The following is a 15218-nucleotide window of genomic DNA, read 5'->3' on the forward strand; positions in this document are numbered from 1 at the left end:
GCCCGCCTAACGGTTCTGCCGCGGCTTGGCCGCCGGGCGGGGCGGCGGGGCCTTGGGCGGCTGCTGCATCTGCTGCAGCAGGGTGGCGCACTGGTTCTGCGCGCCCGAGTTGCTGGGCACGATCAAGGCCAGCAGTCCGGCGGCCGGCGTCAGGGCCGCGCCCAGCAAGACCATGCCGGCGCCGCGCGCCACCAGCGGCGCGGCCTTCACGCCGGCCTTGGGGTTCTTCATCGTACCGGCCACATACAGGGGCGAGCGCAGCGAAATAATGCGCAGGCCCTTGCTGTGCGGGGTAATGTCCAGGTCCAGCGCTTCGGACTTGAAATTGACCGATCCGTCGATATTAATCACCGCGTTTTCCGTATCGAACACGAACAGGTCCGGCGTGGCAATGCCGTCCTTCAGCTTGACGTCGGCCGCCGCGCAGTTGATAGGCACTTCCTCGTCGCCGAACAGCTTCGCCACCACGTAGTTGCCCACGTTCAAGCCGGCCAGCTCCATCAGGCTGGCGCTGATCACGCCGTCGTTGACCAGCACCTTCGCATCGCCATTGCCGGAACCCAGCAGGGCGGCGACGGAGTTACCCGTGCCGCTCAGCGCGGCGTCGCCGTTCAGTTCGCCCAGGCTGCGCTTCATGCTTTCGACCTTGGGAAAAAGCTGCTGCAGCTGCAGGCCGCGCGCGGAAACCTTGGCACGCCCCTGCATGGGCGTCTTCGCGCCGTCCAGGTGGATGTCGGCCTCCAGCTTGCCGCCGGCCATGCCGAAGCGCAGCGGCGTCAGCGCCAGGGCGGCATTCCGCATCACCGCATGAACGTTCAGGTCGCTGAGCGGCAGGTCGGCGGTCTGGATGATTTTGCGGGCTTTCAGCGTGACGTCGGCGTCCATCGCATCCCAGCGGTCCGTGCGGAATTCCTGCACCGGCAGCGCCTTGTCCGGCGGTTGCTGGGACGGCGAGGCCTCGCTGCGCGGACTGCCCTTCCCCGAATCCCGCTCGGCCTTCGCGACCTTGGTGCTATCGGAAGGGGCTTTGCGTCCGCTGCCCTTGCCGGTATCGGCTCCGACCAGCGGCCCCAGGTCCGCGAAACGCAAGAGGTTGGAGTTGAATTGGCCCTCCAGCTTGGGACGCGGCTTCCCATTGGTGAACTTGAGATCGCCATGGATATCGCTGTCGCCGACCTTGCCATTGAAGCCGCGGTATTCGTACACCGGCCCCTGGGGCGCATTCAGGTGGCCGATCAAGCGCCCGTCCGTGCTGTATGGCGGGGTGTCCGGCAAGGCCACGCCGATCAGGGGATACAGGTCCGCCATGCTGGCGCCGGACAAGGTCAGCCGCAGATCCAGCGCGCCCAGGTCGGTGGGGTTGGTCAGCGTGCCCGCGGCCGAAGCCTTGGTCTGCCCTACCGAGGCCTTGACCTCCACGGGGAAAGGCTTGTCGGTATCCTGCAAGGCCAGCACGCCGCCGACACGGCCCTGGCCCTGGACATCCAGCCCCTTGTACTTGCCCGTGGCGCGCCAGCCGAACACATAGTGAGTGCCTGCCGGCGGACCGGCTGAGGCGGGCTGTGCCGCTTGCCCGGGCTGTGCCGCTTGGCCCGGCTGTGCCGCTTGGCCCGGCTGTCCAGGCTGCCCGGGCTGCGCTTGCCCGGCCTTACCGGTGTCCCGCCCGCCCCTGCCCGCCACATCCCCGGCCACCGACGCGCCCGCCAGATCGGCGATGGACACGGCCTTGCCCAGCGGGTCCACCACAACCTGCACATCCGCCTGGCGGGTCTCGTCGCGATAGCCCACGGTGCCCTTGTCGAAGGCAATCTCACGCACGTCGAGCCGCCACGAGGACGGCTGCGCCTTCCCTTCCTGCTGATCGTCCTGCGCCTTGAACGTCCAATTGGCGCGGCCATCGGCCAGGCGCTCCAGGTTTACCGCCGGTTCGCCCAACTGGATATGCCGCAGCACCACCGTACGCGCCAGCAAGGGCGGCAGTCCCACCTGGAATTGCAGCCGCTTCAGCGTGGCGAACCGGGGCGCGTGCGCCCAGTCGGCATTGCCCACGGAGATATCGTCCGCGGTGATCTGCGCCCATGGTATCCATGCGCGCCAGCCGTGCTCATCCTCCGGCCGCCGCCACTCCAGCCGCAGGTCGCCGGCGATCTCCACCGGTCGGCCCAGCGCGGCGCCGGCCTTTTCCTCGACAAAAGGCTTGAACCGGTTCGCGTCCAGGGTCGCGAGAAACACGGCCAGGGCGCCCACGACTAAAATCACCGCAACGCCAATACCGGCAAGGATCTTGTATTTACGCGCCATTCCGTCGCCTTCTTCAATAGCCGTCCGCCAGGCGTGCCCGACAGTAAACGGCGGCTGAGCATATTCCGTGCCAGAGGCGCCCAAGCCGGCGGCGATCCGCATTAACATTGCGCCCCGGGGCCGGTCCCCACGCACCCCGCGGTCCTGGCAAGGCCCGCCACTCACGCTAGACAAAGGCATCGCGGCCCGGCGCCGGCATGCCAGGAGAGCCCATGCGGCAACTGTGTTTGATCTTCATCGTCGCGGCAATGCTGATGCTGACCGCGAGCCGACTCGCGCTGGCCGCGTGGCAACGCGAACGCGTGCGCAATGCCGGCGGCCTATGGCCCATCGTGCTGGGCGGCTGGCGCATCGACGCCCACGAGGTATCCGTGCTGGCTATCGCCCCGGCCGTCTTCGCACCCTGGCTGGGCCACTATCCCACGGCGACCGCCATCGCTTCCGTCTGGTTCCAGGCCGTGTGGCTGCTGCTGGTCTTCATGGAAGTGGCCACGCCACCCTTCATCCTGGAATACGACGCGCGGCCCAACCGGCTGTTCGTGGAGTATCTCAAGCACCCGCGCGAGGTATCCGGCATGCTGTGGCGCGGCTTCAAGGGGCCCCTGGTGGGCGGCCTGGTCGTCGTGGTGCTGGCGGCCTGGATAGGCCATCTGCTTTTCGGCGGGGCGCTTCCCGACGCGCCCCTGGCGTGGTGGCAGATGCCCTTGCTCAGCCTGCTCGCCCTGGCGGTCGGCATACTCGCCATACGCGGCACCCTGCAGCATCGGCCGATCAACCCTTCCACGGTGGCCTACTGCGGCGACGGCATGCTGAACATGCTGCCGCTGAACTCCCTGTATAGCGTGCTTTACGCGGTCTACAGCATGAAGAACGAACGGTCGGCATCGGCCGTCTACGGCGATATGCCGGAAGACGAAATGCATGCCCAGGTGCTGGAGGCCGCCGGCTTGCCCGCGCCGCCGGCCGATCCCGCGTACCCCAGCATGCATACGCAGACGCCCGCGCGGCAGCGCACCCGCCCCTTGAACCTGGTCATCATTCTGGAAGAAAGCCTGGGCGCGCAATACGTCGCCAACCTGGGTGGGCAGCCCTTGACGCCCTGCCTGGACGCCTTGTCCCGCGACGCATGGAATTTCACTCGCGCCTACGCCACGGGCACGCGATCGGTGCGGGGCCTGGAAGCCGTGGTCACGGGCTTCCTGCCCACGCCGGCGCAAGCGGTGGTCAAGCTGCCCGACGCCCAGCGCGGTTTTTTCACGCTGGCGGACCTGCTGGGACGCCACGGCTACCGCTCGCGCTTCATCTATGGCGGCGAGGCGCACTTCGACAACATGAAGGGCTTCTTCCTGGGCAACGGCTTCGACCACATCGTTGACCGTGGCGAATTCATCGACCCGCGGTTCGTCGGCACCTGGGGTGCCTCCGACGAAGACATGTTCAATCAGTTGCACCGCCTGCTAAGCAACGACGGCGACCAGCCCACCTTCACCCTGGCCTTCACGGTATCCAACCATACGCCGTGGGAATATCCGAGCGGCCGCATCGAGCCGGACGGCAATCCCGCCACGGTGGAAAACACCGTCCGCTATGCCGACTGGGCGCTGGGACGCTTCTTCGAGCAGGCCAGGAATGCGCCCTATTGGGAGAACACGGTATTCCTGATCGCCGCCGATCACGACTCCCGGGTTTCCGGCGCCAGCCTGGTGCCGGTGCGCCATTTCCATATCCCGTCCATCATCCTGGGAGCCGATGTCGCGGCGCGCCGCGACGACCGCATAATCAGCCAGATCGACCTCGGACCGACGCTGTTGTCGCTGATGGGACTGGAAACGCGCCACCCGATGCTGGGCCGCGATATGACCCGGCCGCTGCCGGAAGGCGACCCGGGGCGGGCCATCATGCAGTACGGCGACAACTACGGCTATCTCAAGGGCGACCGCCTGCTGGTGCTGGGTCCGCAAAAGGCGCCGGTCCAGTACCGCTATGGCGTACCGGAAACCTACGAAGCGGCGCCCGTGGACCAAGCGCTGGCGCGCGAAGCCTTGGCGCATGCCCTGTGGCCCAGCTGGGCGTATCGCGAAGGCCGCTACGCGCTGCCGGCACTGCATGGCGCCGCGGGCCGTACCGCGCCCTCCTTGCGCACCGGGCTGGAGCGCGCGTAGGAAGGCATGGATGAGCAATCGGATTCGAAACAAATAGAAACTTCAACACGCTTTTGTATCAATATCTCACGAATGGTCCAGACACTTTTGTTAAACGTGTCACACTACGGAACACGCTAGGCTCGCGCGCGCGCCAGGAGAAACTGCCAGAATGACCGACAAAAACCTCCAGATCCTGATCGTGGACGATAACGAGATGGCCTCGGAACTGCTGTCGGAATTCGTCGAATTGCTGGGCTATCGCTGCCAAACCACCGCCACGGCCGGCGAAGCGCTCACGGCATGCGAAACCCGGCGACCCGACGTCGTCATCACCGATATCGTGTTGCCCGACCTGGACGGCTATGAGCTGGCCTCCCGCCTGCGCGCGAAATTCGATAGGCAGGTGCGGATCATCGCGCTCAGCGGCCTGCCGCGAAACAACGAACGCACCGAGGCGGCCAGCTTCGATGCGTGGCTGGAAAAACCACTGGACCTCTCCGTCCTCGAACGCCTGCTGGGCAACACTGGGGAATCGACGACATAATGCCGGCCGCCAATCACGACCTTCGTCTGGTCGAAGGAATCCAGTTCAAGATCCTGGCGCATGTGTTTCCGGTACTGCGCCACGATGCGCTCAAGCCTTTATCCAACGCCAAGCTCACCATCGTGCTGCTGGAAAAAGCCATCGCCAAGGGTACCCTGGCGCCGGCCGACCCGCCTCCTTTCACCGGCGACCTGGACACGATGCTGGACGACAGCGTGGCCGCGATCCGCCTATTGAACAACTGGTTCCAGGACGACACGCCGCCAGCCAGCATCCATGCCATCGTCCAGGAATGCCGCCGCCTGGCGTTTTCCCAGTTGCTGCTGTCCGGCAAGAAAGTCCAGGTGGACGACTTCCCGCACGCCACGGCGGCGGCGCATCGCACGGGCCGCTACGTGCTCATGGCCTGGATGATCCTGGCCATCTATGGATTGCCGGAGCGCGGCGTGCTGCACATCAAGCAGGAAGGACCGCAAGGCCTTGCCGCCCGGGCGCTGCCCGCGCCCCCCGACGCCACCAGCCGGACACTGCAGCCCGAAAGTCCGCCGCCCATCTCGCTGGAAGACGCACAAACAATCGCAAGATTCTATGGATGGACAGTGGAAAAGCAGGCCGACGGCTGGCTGCTAGGCGCGCCACCGGCTGAAAACAGCTAAGGCATCCGGTATGAGCGCCTCGCCTCACGTCCATGCCGAACCGCCCGCGCCGCTCATCCCCCTGAGCGTCCTGGGTCTTCGCGAAGGCGAAGATCTGCCCGGCGTGCAGGAACTCTGCCGCCTGACCGGGTTTTTTTTTGGCGTATCGATGTTTGCGGTAACGTGGCTGCGGGACGCGGCCCCGGTAAGCCTGTGGTCCAGCGGCGCCTGTCCGCATACGGCCGGCCTGCTGGCGCGATGGAGCTTTCCCACGCTGTACAGCCAGGACGTGGTCGTCGCCACGGCGGCGGACCTGGCGCGCCAGGACACACCCTGCGATGGACGCGGTAGCGCCACGCCGGGGGTCGGCTTCTTCGCCGCGGCGCCCCTGACCCTTGCCGACGGCGCGCGCGTGGGCGCGCTCTGCATCGGGGATCCGCAGGGCCGCGCATTCTCCGGGGACGACGCGCAACGGCTACGCGACTTCGCGGCCGTGGCCAGCGAAGCCCTGCGCGCGCAGAAGGCGCTGGCCGACACGCGCCGCCGCGAACAGCTCCTGGCGCGAGCCTTCCGCCTGGCCAAGGTGGGCGGCTGGGAATACAACGTCATCACCGGCGCCTTGGCCCTGAGCGAGCAGGCGCTGGAGATCTACGGGATGGATACGACGCTCCAGCCGACGCTGGACACCATGATGCGGCGCTTCTATCCGGGCGACGCGATCATCGACACGCGCGAGGACTTCGCGCGCCTGCTGCGTGAAGGCAAGGGCTACGACTCCCGGCGCCGCATCCAGCGGCTGGACGGGTCCTCCCGCTGGATCCATGTCCTGGCCGAACCGGAAACCCAGGAAGGCCAGGTGGTGCGCGTCCACGGACTGGTCGAAGACATCACGGACGAGGTCGAATCGCAGCGTCGGTTCCACGAACTCGCCTACACCGACAAACTGACCGGCCTGCCCAACCGCGGCGCCTTCCTGCTGGAACTGGGCAGGCATTTTTCCCGCCGCGAGCCCATCGTGCTGGTGGCCATCGATATCGACGGCTTCAAGGACATCAACGACACCATCGGGCACCACGCCGGCGACCAGATGCTGATCGAGGTAGGCAAGCGCATTTCGGCCTACTTCCCGGTCGGCACATTCGCCGCCCGCGTGGGCAGCAACGAGTTCACGGTCATCCTGCCCGCGCAGGATGCGGGCGACAACCGCATCGATCAGATGAACCAGCTGCGATTGCAGCTGAAGCAGCCGGTGCATTACGCCGAACAAACGCTGTCGGCTTCCGTCAGCATCGGCCTGTGCGAAGCGCCCGCCCAAGCCGGCGACGCCGACCAGATCGTACGCAATACGGATATCGCCCTGTACCAGGCGAAGAAAGCCGGTGGCGACCGGACCGTCGTTTTCGAGCCCGAGATGCGCGACCGGCTGCAGGAGCGGGTCCAATTGCTGCGCGACGTGCGCCGCGGCATCGAGCGCAGGGAATTCATCCTGTACTACCAGCCCATCTACGACATGTGGACGCATACCCTGTCGGGATTCGAAGCCCTGATGCGCTGGTCGCGGCCGGAAAAAGGCATCCTCACGCCCAACTATTTCAGCGCGGCGTTCGACGACCAGGCGCTGGCGCCCCAGCTGGGCGACGAAGCCCTGCGCAACGCCCTGGAGCAGATGCGCCGCTGGATGGACAAGGGCTTCGATTTCAAGCGCGTTTCCGTGAATGTCGCCGCCGCGCAATTCAACCGGCCGGACCTGGCGGACCATATCCTTGCCATGGTGGAACGCCACGGCCTGCGCCCCCAGCAACTGACGCTGGAGATCACCGAAAGCGTCTACCTGGGCCAAGGCGCCGACGCGGTCGAGGACGCCCTTCGCATCCTGCATCGCGCGGGCGTGGGCATCGCGCTGGACGACTTCGGCACCGGCTATGCATCGCTGACCCAGTTGCAGCGCTTCCCGGTCGATTCCCTCAAAATCGACAAATCCTTCGTCCAGAATCCCGATGCCGCCTCCATCGTGGAGGCCATCATCGCGCTGGGGGCGAGCCTGGACATCCAGATCGTGGCCGAGGGCGTGGAGTCCGACGCGCACCAGGAAGCCCTGCTGCAGCGGGGATGCCGCTACGGGCAAGGCTATTACCTGGGCAAGCCCATGCCGGCCGAGTTCTACGCCTGACCGGCCGCGCGCGCCGGATCAGGCGGCCAGCAGCGGCGCATCCTCATCCTGGGCGGGCAGGCTCCTGGGGGGCGCGTAGTCCGCCGCCTGCGCCGGCAGCGGCATGGCGGCGGCCTGCAAGCGGAACACGCTGACCAGCTTCGACAAGGTCGCGGCTTCGTCCTGCAGCGCTGCGGCCGCGGAGCTTCCCTGTTCCACCAGATGGGCGTTTTGCTGGGTCACGGTGTCCATCTGCATGATGGTCTTGTTCACCTGCTCGATGCCCTGGGCCTGCTCGACACTTGCGACGGTGATCTCGCCCACCAGGGACGTGACGTGCTGCACGCTGGTCACCACCTCGTTCATCGTGACGCCGGCCTGCGTGGCCAACTGGCTGCCGCTTTCGACCTTCTGCGCCGAATCGTCGATCAGCGCCTTGATTTCCTTGGCGGCCGAGGCGCTGCGCTGGGCCAGCGCCCGCACTTCGGAAGCCACGACGGCGAAACCGCGGCCCTGCTCGCCGGCGCGCGCCGCCTCCACCGCCGCGTTCAAGGCAAGGATGTTCGTCTGGAAGGCAATGCTGTCGATGATGCCGGTGATGTCGACGATCTTGCGCGCGGATTCCGAGATCGACGCCATCGTATCGATGACCTGCCCCACCACCGCGCCACCCCGGGTGGCGATCTCCGATGCCGACATGGCGAGCTTGTTGGCCTCGCGCGCATGGTCGGAGTTCTGCGACACGGTGGCGGTCAGTTCCTCGATGGACGATACCGTGCTCTCCAATGAGGCCGACTGCTGCGCGGTGCGGGACGACAAATCCTGGCTGCCGGCGGCGATCTGCGCGGCCGCCGCGGCCACCGTATCGGTGCCGGCCCGCACCTGGCCCACGATGCCGGCCAGGTTGTCGCGCATGCTCTTGACGGCGAACAGCAAGCTGCTGTTGTCGCCTTCCCTGACATGGACCTGCACGCTCAGGTCGCCCTGCGCGATGCGATTGGCGATCTCGGTGGCGTCGCGCGGCTCGCCGCCCAGCTGGCGCAGCAGGCCACGCACGAAGAGCGCGGCGACGCAAACGCCCAGGATGACGGCCAACAGGGACAGCGCCGCCATCTCGAATTCGAAATGGCTGGAGACTGCCTGGGCATGCATGGCGATCTCGCGGTTCAGGCGCTCTTCCAGGTCGATCATCCGATTGATATCGGCCAGCCATGTGACCAGCGCGGGCGCGGCCTGGGCAAGCAGCAGATCGGTGGCTTCCTGCCCCTTGCCCGACTGCTTCAGCGCGATGACACGCTGTATCAAGGGCATGGTGCGGCCTTCCGACGCCTTGATCTGGGCCAGCGCGGACCGTTCCTCCGGAAGGACCGCCTCGCGGGCGAACAGCTCGTCGAGCGGCCGCGCCGATTCGGCATAGTCCCGCGCCAGTCCGTCGATGCGCTGCACGACCTTGGCCAGTTCCGCGGTCGAGCTCTGCAGTACCACATCGCGCAGCGCGATGGAGCGATCGTGCACGCTGCCGCGGAAGTTGATGGCATAACGCTGCTTGACGCTATTGATGCCGTTGATCATGTTGAGGCTGTTGTCCACGGACCGCATGCGGACCATGCTAAGCACCGCCAGGGCCACCAGCAGCACCAGCACCACGCCGAAACCCAGGGCCAGCCGTGCGCCCACACTCTGATTCCTCAATCGCATCTGCCATCACCCGTAGAAAGCGAATTTCCCTGACCGCGCGGACTGCCCGCGAGCGGTCCCCATGGCGCCGCACCGGTCGGCCATGGAAATATTCAGAAGGAAATTTTATCTTTTTTACAGGTTAGTGCAGAGGAGGCCGGCCCCAAGCGCGGCCGGGTCTCCGGCGACGGCCGACACCCGCAGACCTCAGGCGGGCCAGGCCATGCCGCCAGGCGCTTGCTCGCTCGCGGGGCATGAACCAGCGCCGGTCCGGGCCGCGAGCGGGGGGTCGACCGTAACGCCGGCCTGGTAGCGGGCCTCCAGCGCCATGCGGTGCCGCATGACGGCGTCTTCCACTCCCCGCTTGGCCTGGTCGAGGCTGTAGGAGACGCCGGTCTCGTACCCTGTTTGCCACCAGTAGCCCATATCGCGGATGTTCTCGAACCAATCGATGCGTCCATGCGTTTTGCCGGCAATGTCGATGTAGTTCCAGGAGAAGATCTGCGACACCCAATACATCGTCTTCATACTCATGCCACGACTCCTCGCTCGAGGGCACTCGCGAGGGTGGAAGGACGAGTCTGGCGGAGGGAGGACACCAGTCCCGGGGTGTCACCACGCCTGCGAGGCCGGAGGCCATTCTAGGAACCGCTGCCTGCCCGGGGTATGCGAAAAATCTGAGCGGGGTCCCTCGCCTGGCGTGGAACCAAGCTAGGAAATTTCCCACCCCAGTCTGGGTGGCGCCTGCATCAGGCCGCCATGTCGGATGCATTCGGCCCCACATTCCGACGACATCTTCAGTGCGGATACGGCTGATTTTCCACGCCACCATGGAACGCAAAAGCATCCGTTGAACGAGCAGCAATTCCTGCTCGCGCGGTTCGCCCGGCCACCAAAGGTATTGCCCCATACTGGCTCGCCCGTGACCTTTTGGCTATCCCATGCGATATCTCCACGACAATCACCATGGCATCCAGGCGCCACCGCCCGTCTCCTTCGATGTGTCGGCAAATCACGTATCGGCCAATCACGTATCGGCCAATCATGTATCGGCCAAACATGTATCGGCCCCCCTCGCATCGGCCAACCATGTTTCGCCCAATCCCGCCAACCCCAACCTTGGCCTGGCCACATCGCACAGTGCCTATGAAGCGGTATTCCGCGAGCTGGTCCAGAATCACGCCACGCGCCTGCATCGCTTCATCATCAAGCACATCGGCAATTGCCCCGACGCCGAAGACCTCACCCAGCAGGCCTTCCTTGAAGCGGCAAAGTCCTATCACAGCTTCCGGGGCGAATCCCAGCTTTCCACATGGCTGTACGGCATCGCGCTGAACCTGGTCCGCAACTATCTGTCTCGCGCGCCGGAATGCCGCTACTTCTTCGTCGGAGAAGACGCGCTCAGCGACCATGCCTCGCAGGACCTGACACCGGACGATGCCGCCGAGCAGAACCAGACACTGCGCCTGCTCGAGGAATCCATCGCGGAACTTCCGGAAAACATGCGCAGCATCCTGCTGATGATGGGCTTGAACGACCTGACCTACGAAGAAGCCGCCGCCCGCCTGACCGTCCCGGTGGGCACGATACGCAGCCGACTGTCGCGCGCCCGCGCCGCCCTGCGCTCCAAGCTGGAAACGAAGGGCGTACGCCTGGACGCCTGACCTGACGGGATTCGCCTTCCCAAAGGGGCCGCGCGGCCACCCCGACCGGCGCTCACGCGCCCGCATCACCTAATAAAAAACATATAGACGTCACTTCCCGGCCGGGGCCTTCTGCAGCACTTGCGTAGGCCCCGGCTGCAACAGGCGCAGCGTGCGGTCCATGCCGTCCGTGTACACCGTCGACCGCGTCGGGCCATCCCAGGACCAGCCCACCGCGTCTCCCCATTTCAGCAGGGACTCGGGCACCAGTGGCGCGCCATTGACTTGCACCACGCGCGGGCGGATCACGAACATCCGCTCCCAGCGCTTGTTGCTCTTGCGCTTGTGGGAAAAGAAAGCGCCCAATCCCGGGATATCGCCCAATAGCGGGATCTTGGATATCTCGTCCTCTGCCTGGTTGCTGTTGTAGCCACCGATCAGCAAGGCCTGGCCATCGCCCACCACGGCCAGCGTGCTGATGCTGGTCCTGCCCACGACGGGCAAACCGTCGACCAGCGGGTCTTGCGTAATCCCGCCGTCTTCGATATCGACGGCCAGCTCGACTTCTCCGCCCGTCTTGCCGTTGATGAACCGCGGGGTCACCCTAAGGGATGTTCCCACCGTGACGGCCTTGGCGTCCGCGTAGTGATCCGCGGTCAGCTTGATGTAGAAGGTCTTGGACAGATCGATCAAGGCCCCCATGTTGTCGGAGGTCAGGATAGACGGCTTGGACAGGACATTCGCATCGTCGGTGCCCTGCAGGGCATTCAGGCGTGCAAGCAGCGAATCGGCGACGCTTACGCCGATGGTCCCCAGGGGCATGTTGCCGGCCTTCATCTTGCTGCCGTCCGGGTCGATAGGCGAGGGATTGCCATAGCCGTAGCCGAAGCTCGTTTTGCCGACCCGCCCTCCCCATTTGATGCCCAGCTCGCTGGTCAGATCCGCCCGGATATCCACGATCAAGGCCTCGATCTCGATCAAGGTGGTCGGCACGTCCAGTTGCGCGATCAAGGCACGGTATACGCCCATACGCTCGGGGATATCCTGCACGATGATGGCATTCAAGCGCGCGTCGGACTGGATCTTGGCCGCCCGGGTACGGCGCCCGCCCTCGTAGGGTGCCGCGCGCTCCCCCGCCGCCGAGGGCCGCGCGCGGTTCACACCTGGCGCGGCCGGCACGCCCAGGACCGGCTGCGGCTCGTCCTGGAAGAATGGCTCGCGCAGCGGCGCAGCCATGGCAGCCAGCGCGGAATTGCCGGCGCCGGGCCCCGTGCCATCGACCAGGTCGCGCAATATGGTCGCCAGCCCCGGCGTCGTGATCGACTGGTCGCGGTAACGCACCACACGATCGTTGACCGATGCGTACTTGAGCCGGAAGACAGCGACCTCCTGCCTGCCGGCGGTGGGCGGCAGCGCATTGATCGTACGCTCTATCAACGCCACGTAGGCCGGCGGGCCGGATACCAGCGCGAGCCCCTGGTCCGGCAGCTCGCCCCAGCCGAAGCGATCGTCGAGCACGCCGAGCCGGTCCAGCGCATCGCGCAGGCCCGCAATGGCGCCGTTTCCGACACTGATCGTCTTGGTCACCATGGCGGTGGCCGGGCTGACAAACAGCGTCCCCGCATAGACGAACCAATTGAAGCCATAGACGCCCGCGAGCTTGTCCAGGAACTCCGTCGGGTTGGCCGCGGTGAACTTGCCATTGACCAGGCCGGCAACCCCTGGTGCCAGCTGCAGCGTCAGGCTGAATCCGCTGGAGAAGCGGCGCAGCACGTTCTCCAGCGATTCGTCGGATGCGAAATACGTATACGGGGCCACCGGCCACGACGGCGCCGCCTGCGCGCCATTCGCCAAGACCAGCGCCGCCACCGCCAGCCCCGCCCTGCGGATCGCCTTCCTGCCGCGGGCACACCATCGCTGAAACATCGTCGTCCAAATCATTGTTCAATCACAGATACGCGTCTACTACAGGGATCCCGGCGGACTCTCCCTGTCCTCCATCGCCAGATCGCGCACGGCACGCAATACGTGCGCGACTGGGACGACAAGCTCGCTCGGGATGTACTCGTTTTCGCGGGCGTCCGCCAACAGCGCGCGGGCCAGCGGCACATCGCGCATCACCGGGATACCGATGCGTTCGGCCATGGCGATCATCTGCAGCGCAACGCCGTCGCGTCCTTTCGCCACCACGATGGGCAAGGGCGTCTCGTCCGGCACGTAGCGCAAGGCTACCGCCACGTGCGTGGGGTTCACCACCAGTGTGGAAGACTTGCGCACGGCCTCCACCGCGCCACCGTTGCCGAGCTCCTGGTGCAAGCGCTTGCGTTGCTGCTTGATCTCGGGCTGCCCTTCATTGTCCTTTTGCTCGCGCTTGACTTCCTCCTTGGTCATCATCAACCGCTTGTGCCGCTGGTGCCGCTGCCAACCCAGATCCAGTCCGGCGATGGCGAGGCAGAAAATCGCCGTGTACAGCAACAGCAGGCGGAACAGGCTGCCGTTGACCTGCATGACGCCTTCCAGGCCGCCGTGCACCGCATGCACCAGGGGGTTCAGGCCCTCCCGCAACAGCAGCCACGTCAGTACAGCGAAGCAAACAATCTTCGCCGTCGATTTCAAGACTTCGACCAGGTTCTTCGCCGAGAAGATGTTCTTGACGTTGGACACCACATTGAGCTTCGTGCCGGAGGGCTTGGCTTTCTCGGGGGCGATGATCAGGCCGATCTGGCTGAACTCGACGAAAAAGCCGAAGCCCAGCACGATCAGGACGAAGGGACCCAACAGGCCCAGTGCTTCGTGCAGCGCGATGCTTCCGGCTGCCTTCAAGGCCTGCTGGAACGCCAGCCCCGCGACGGCCGCGGGTATGGCCAGAATCCGCAGGAAGGCGGAAAGGATGTTCTGGCTGTTCAGCACGACATAGGCCGACAGCGCCAGGGTCAGCAAGGTCTGGCTGAAGTCGCGGCTATAGGGGACATCGCCCTTCTTGCGCGCGTCCTGCAGCTTCTTCGGCGTGGGCTTTTCTGACTTCTCGCCGCTCACGAAGCCCGCCAGAGATGCGCAAGAAAAGGCAGCAGGGTCTCCGCGCGCCGCGCTTCCCGCCCCATGTGGTCGAACAGGATGCCGATATAGAGCACCAGCACGAACAGGGCCAGACCGGTTTTGATCGGCATCGCAAGAAAGAACACCTGGAGTTGCGGCGTGAAGCGGCTGGCCAGCGCCAGCCCGAGTTCGGCGAGCAGCATGACGATCACCACCGGCGCCGACAACAGGACGACCAGGTGCATCAGCCGGTCCAACTGGCCAAGCAAGAGCGGGATGGCATCCGCCCGCAACGCCGGCATCCAGTGCCAGGGGTTCCAGAGACGATAACTGTCATACAGTACGGACAAGAACAGCGACACGCCGCCGCCCACCAGAAAGAACACGCCGTAGGCCAGCTGCATCAAGATGGCGATGGGCGTTGTTTCGCCGCCCATGGTGGGATTCAGCAGGGCGCCCATGCTGGCGCCGCGCTGATAGTCGATAACCGTACCGACGCCTTCGATCACCCAGAATGGAAGTGCAAGGAAGAATCCCAGCGTCATGCCGACGAAGGCTTCCTTGACCACCAGCAGCAATACAGCGGGCAAGCTGGGGTAGGCACCTGGGTCGGCGCCCATGCCTTGCAGCGCCAGTGGCACGACGAGGAGTCCCAGTGCGATCGCTATTGCCCCGCGTAGCCGGCCTGGCAATATCTGCCTGCTGAACACAGGGACCATCATGAAGATAAAAAGAATCCTGGGTTGAATAAGGACCAGGGACAACAGCAGGTCGTATACCGCCGCGTAAGTGTAGATACCTTGCAAGCGGTTCCCCCAGCTTATCGGACGGCACGGAACGACTCGAAAATCGCCAGCGAGTAGTGGAAGATCTCCGCGCCTATCCAGCCCGCCGTCAGCAGCAGCGTGACGAAAACCGCCAGCAGCTTGATGGCGAACGACAAGGTCTGTTCCTGGATCTGCGTCAGGGCTTGAAACAGCGAGAACAGCGTTCCGACGATGGAGGCGACCGCAAGCGGCGGCAGCGACAGCCAGAAGACCAGGTATAGGGCTTCCTTCAGGTAGAAAACCAGGTCGGCGACGTTCATGG

12 protein-coding genes are annotated in these 15218 nt (G+C 65.3%); 5 read left to right on the forward strand and 7 right to left on the reverse strand.

Annotated elements, in window-relative coordinates; translation table 11 throughout:
- Positions 1–6: 6 nt before the first annotated feature.
- Positions 7–2301 carry an AsmA family protein gene (locus BAU06_RS20025; RefSeq protein WP_066354181.1) on the reverse strand — a complete coding sequence of 765 codons (2295 nt, stop codon included), beginning with the start codon at positions 2299–2301 and terminating at the stop codon, positions 7–9.
- Between the two features lie 212 nt (positions 2302–2513).
- Here BAU06_RS20025 and BAU06_RS20030 point away from each other — a divergent pair, with 212 nt between their 5' ends.
- The 4 genes from BAU06_RS20030 (at position 2514) to BAU06_RS20045 (ending at position 7794) form a co-directional block, all read left to right on the forward strand.
- On the forward strand, positions 2514–4463 hold the full coding sequence (locus BAU06_RS20030; protein WP_066354184.1) for an LTA synthase family protein: 1950 nt from the start codon (positions 2514–2516) through the stop codon (positions 4461–4463).
- A 151-nt stretch (positions 4464–4614) separates the two neighbouring features.
- On the forward strand, positions 4615–4989 hold the full coding sequence (locus BAU06_RS20035; protein WP_066354187.1) for a response regulator: 375 nt from the start codon (positions 4615–4617) through the stop codon (positions 4987–4989).
- Positions 4989–5645: a hypothetical protein gene (locus tag BAU06_RS20040; protein ID WP_066354190.1), complete on the forward strand. Its 657-nt coding sequence runs from the start codon at positions 4989–4991 to the stop codon at positions 5643–5645. Before BAU06_RS20035 ends, BAU06_RS20040 begins: the two co-directional genes overlap by 1 nt.
- A 10-nt stretch (positions 5646–5655) precedes the next feature.
- Complete coding sequence (locus BAU06_RS20045) at positions 5656–7794, forward strand: putative bifunctional diguanylate cyclase/phosphodiesterase (RefSeq protein ID WP_066354195.1); 2139 nt, start codon at positions 5656–5658, stop codon at positions 7792–7794.
- 18 nt (positions 7795–7812) lie between these two features.
- On the opposite strand, the gene BAU06_RS27245 is transcribed toward BAU06_RS20045, so the two are convergent.
- Together BAU06_RS27245 and BAU06_RS20055 are read right to left on the reverse strand one after the other, a co-directional pair.
- Complete coding sequence (locus BAU06_RS27245) at positions 7813–9450, reverse strand: methyl-accepting chemotaxis protein (protein WP_269465813.1); 1638 nt, start codon at positions 9448–9450, stop codon at positions 7813–7815.
- A gap of 207 nt (positions 9451–9657) precedes the next feature.
- A complete protein-coding gene (locus BAU06_RS20055; RefSeq protein WP_066354213.1) occupies positions 9658–9984 on the reverse strand; it encodes a hypothetical protein in 327 nt (108 codons plus the stop codon).
- 407 nt (positions 9985–10391) lie between these two features.
- On the opposite strand from BAU06_RS20055, the gene BAU06_RS20060 reads away from it, so the two are divergent.
- A complete protein-coding gene (locus BAU06_RS20060; protein ID WP_082988360.1) occupies positions 10392–11114 on the forward strand; it encodes an RNA polymerase sigma factor in 723 nt (240 codons plus the stop codon).
- 90 nt (positions 11115–11204) lie between these two features.
- Here BAU06_RS20060 and sctC read toward each other — a convergent pair whose 3' ends face one another.
- Genes sctC through sctS form a run of 4 tightly spaced genes read right to left on the reverse strand, consistent with a single transcriptional unit; the run spans position 11205 to position 15216 of the window.
- Positions 11205–13019, reverse strand: coding sequence for a type III secretion system outer membrane ring subunit SctC (gene sctC, locus BAU06_RS20065; protein ID WP_082993762.1), 1815 nt, complete (start codon positions 13017–13019; stop codon positions 11205–11207).
- Between the two features lie 39 nt (positions 13020–13058).
- Complete coding sequence (gene sctU / locus BAU06_RS20070) at positions 13059–14129, reverse strand: type III secretion system export apparatus subunit SctU (protein WP_066354229.1); 1071 nt, start codon at positions 14127–14129, stop codon at positions 13059–13061.
- Positions 14126–14935 carry a type III secretion system export apparatus subunit SctT gene (gene sctT / locus BAU06_RS20075; RefSeq protein ID WP_066354231.1) on the reverse strand — a complete coding sequence of 270 codons (810 nt, stop codon included), beginning with the start codon at positions 14933–14935 and terminating at the stop codon, positions 14126–14128. Before sctT ends, sctU begins: the two co-directional genes overlap by 4 nt.
- Positions 14936–14949: 14 nt before the next feature.
- A complete protein-coding gene (sctS, locus tag BAU06_RS20080) occupies positions 14950–15216 on the reverse strand; it encodes a type III secretion system export apparatus subunit SctS (RefSeq protein WP_066354233.1) in 267 nt (88 codons plus the stop codon).
- Positions 15217–15218 lie beyond the last annotated feature (2 nt).

The sequence above is a fragment of the Bordetella bronchialis genome (assembly GCF_001676705.1).
Taxonomy (GTDB): domain Bacteria; phylum Pseudomonadota; class Gammaproteobacteria; order Burkholderiales; family Burkholderiaceae_B; genus Bordetella_C; species Bordetella_C bronchialis.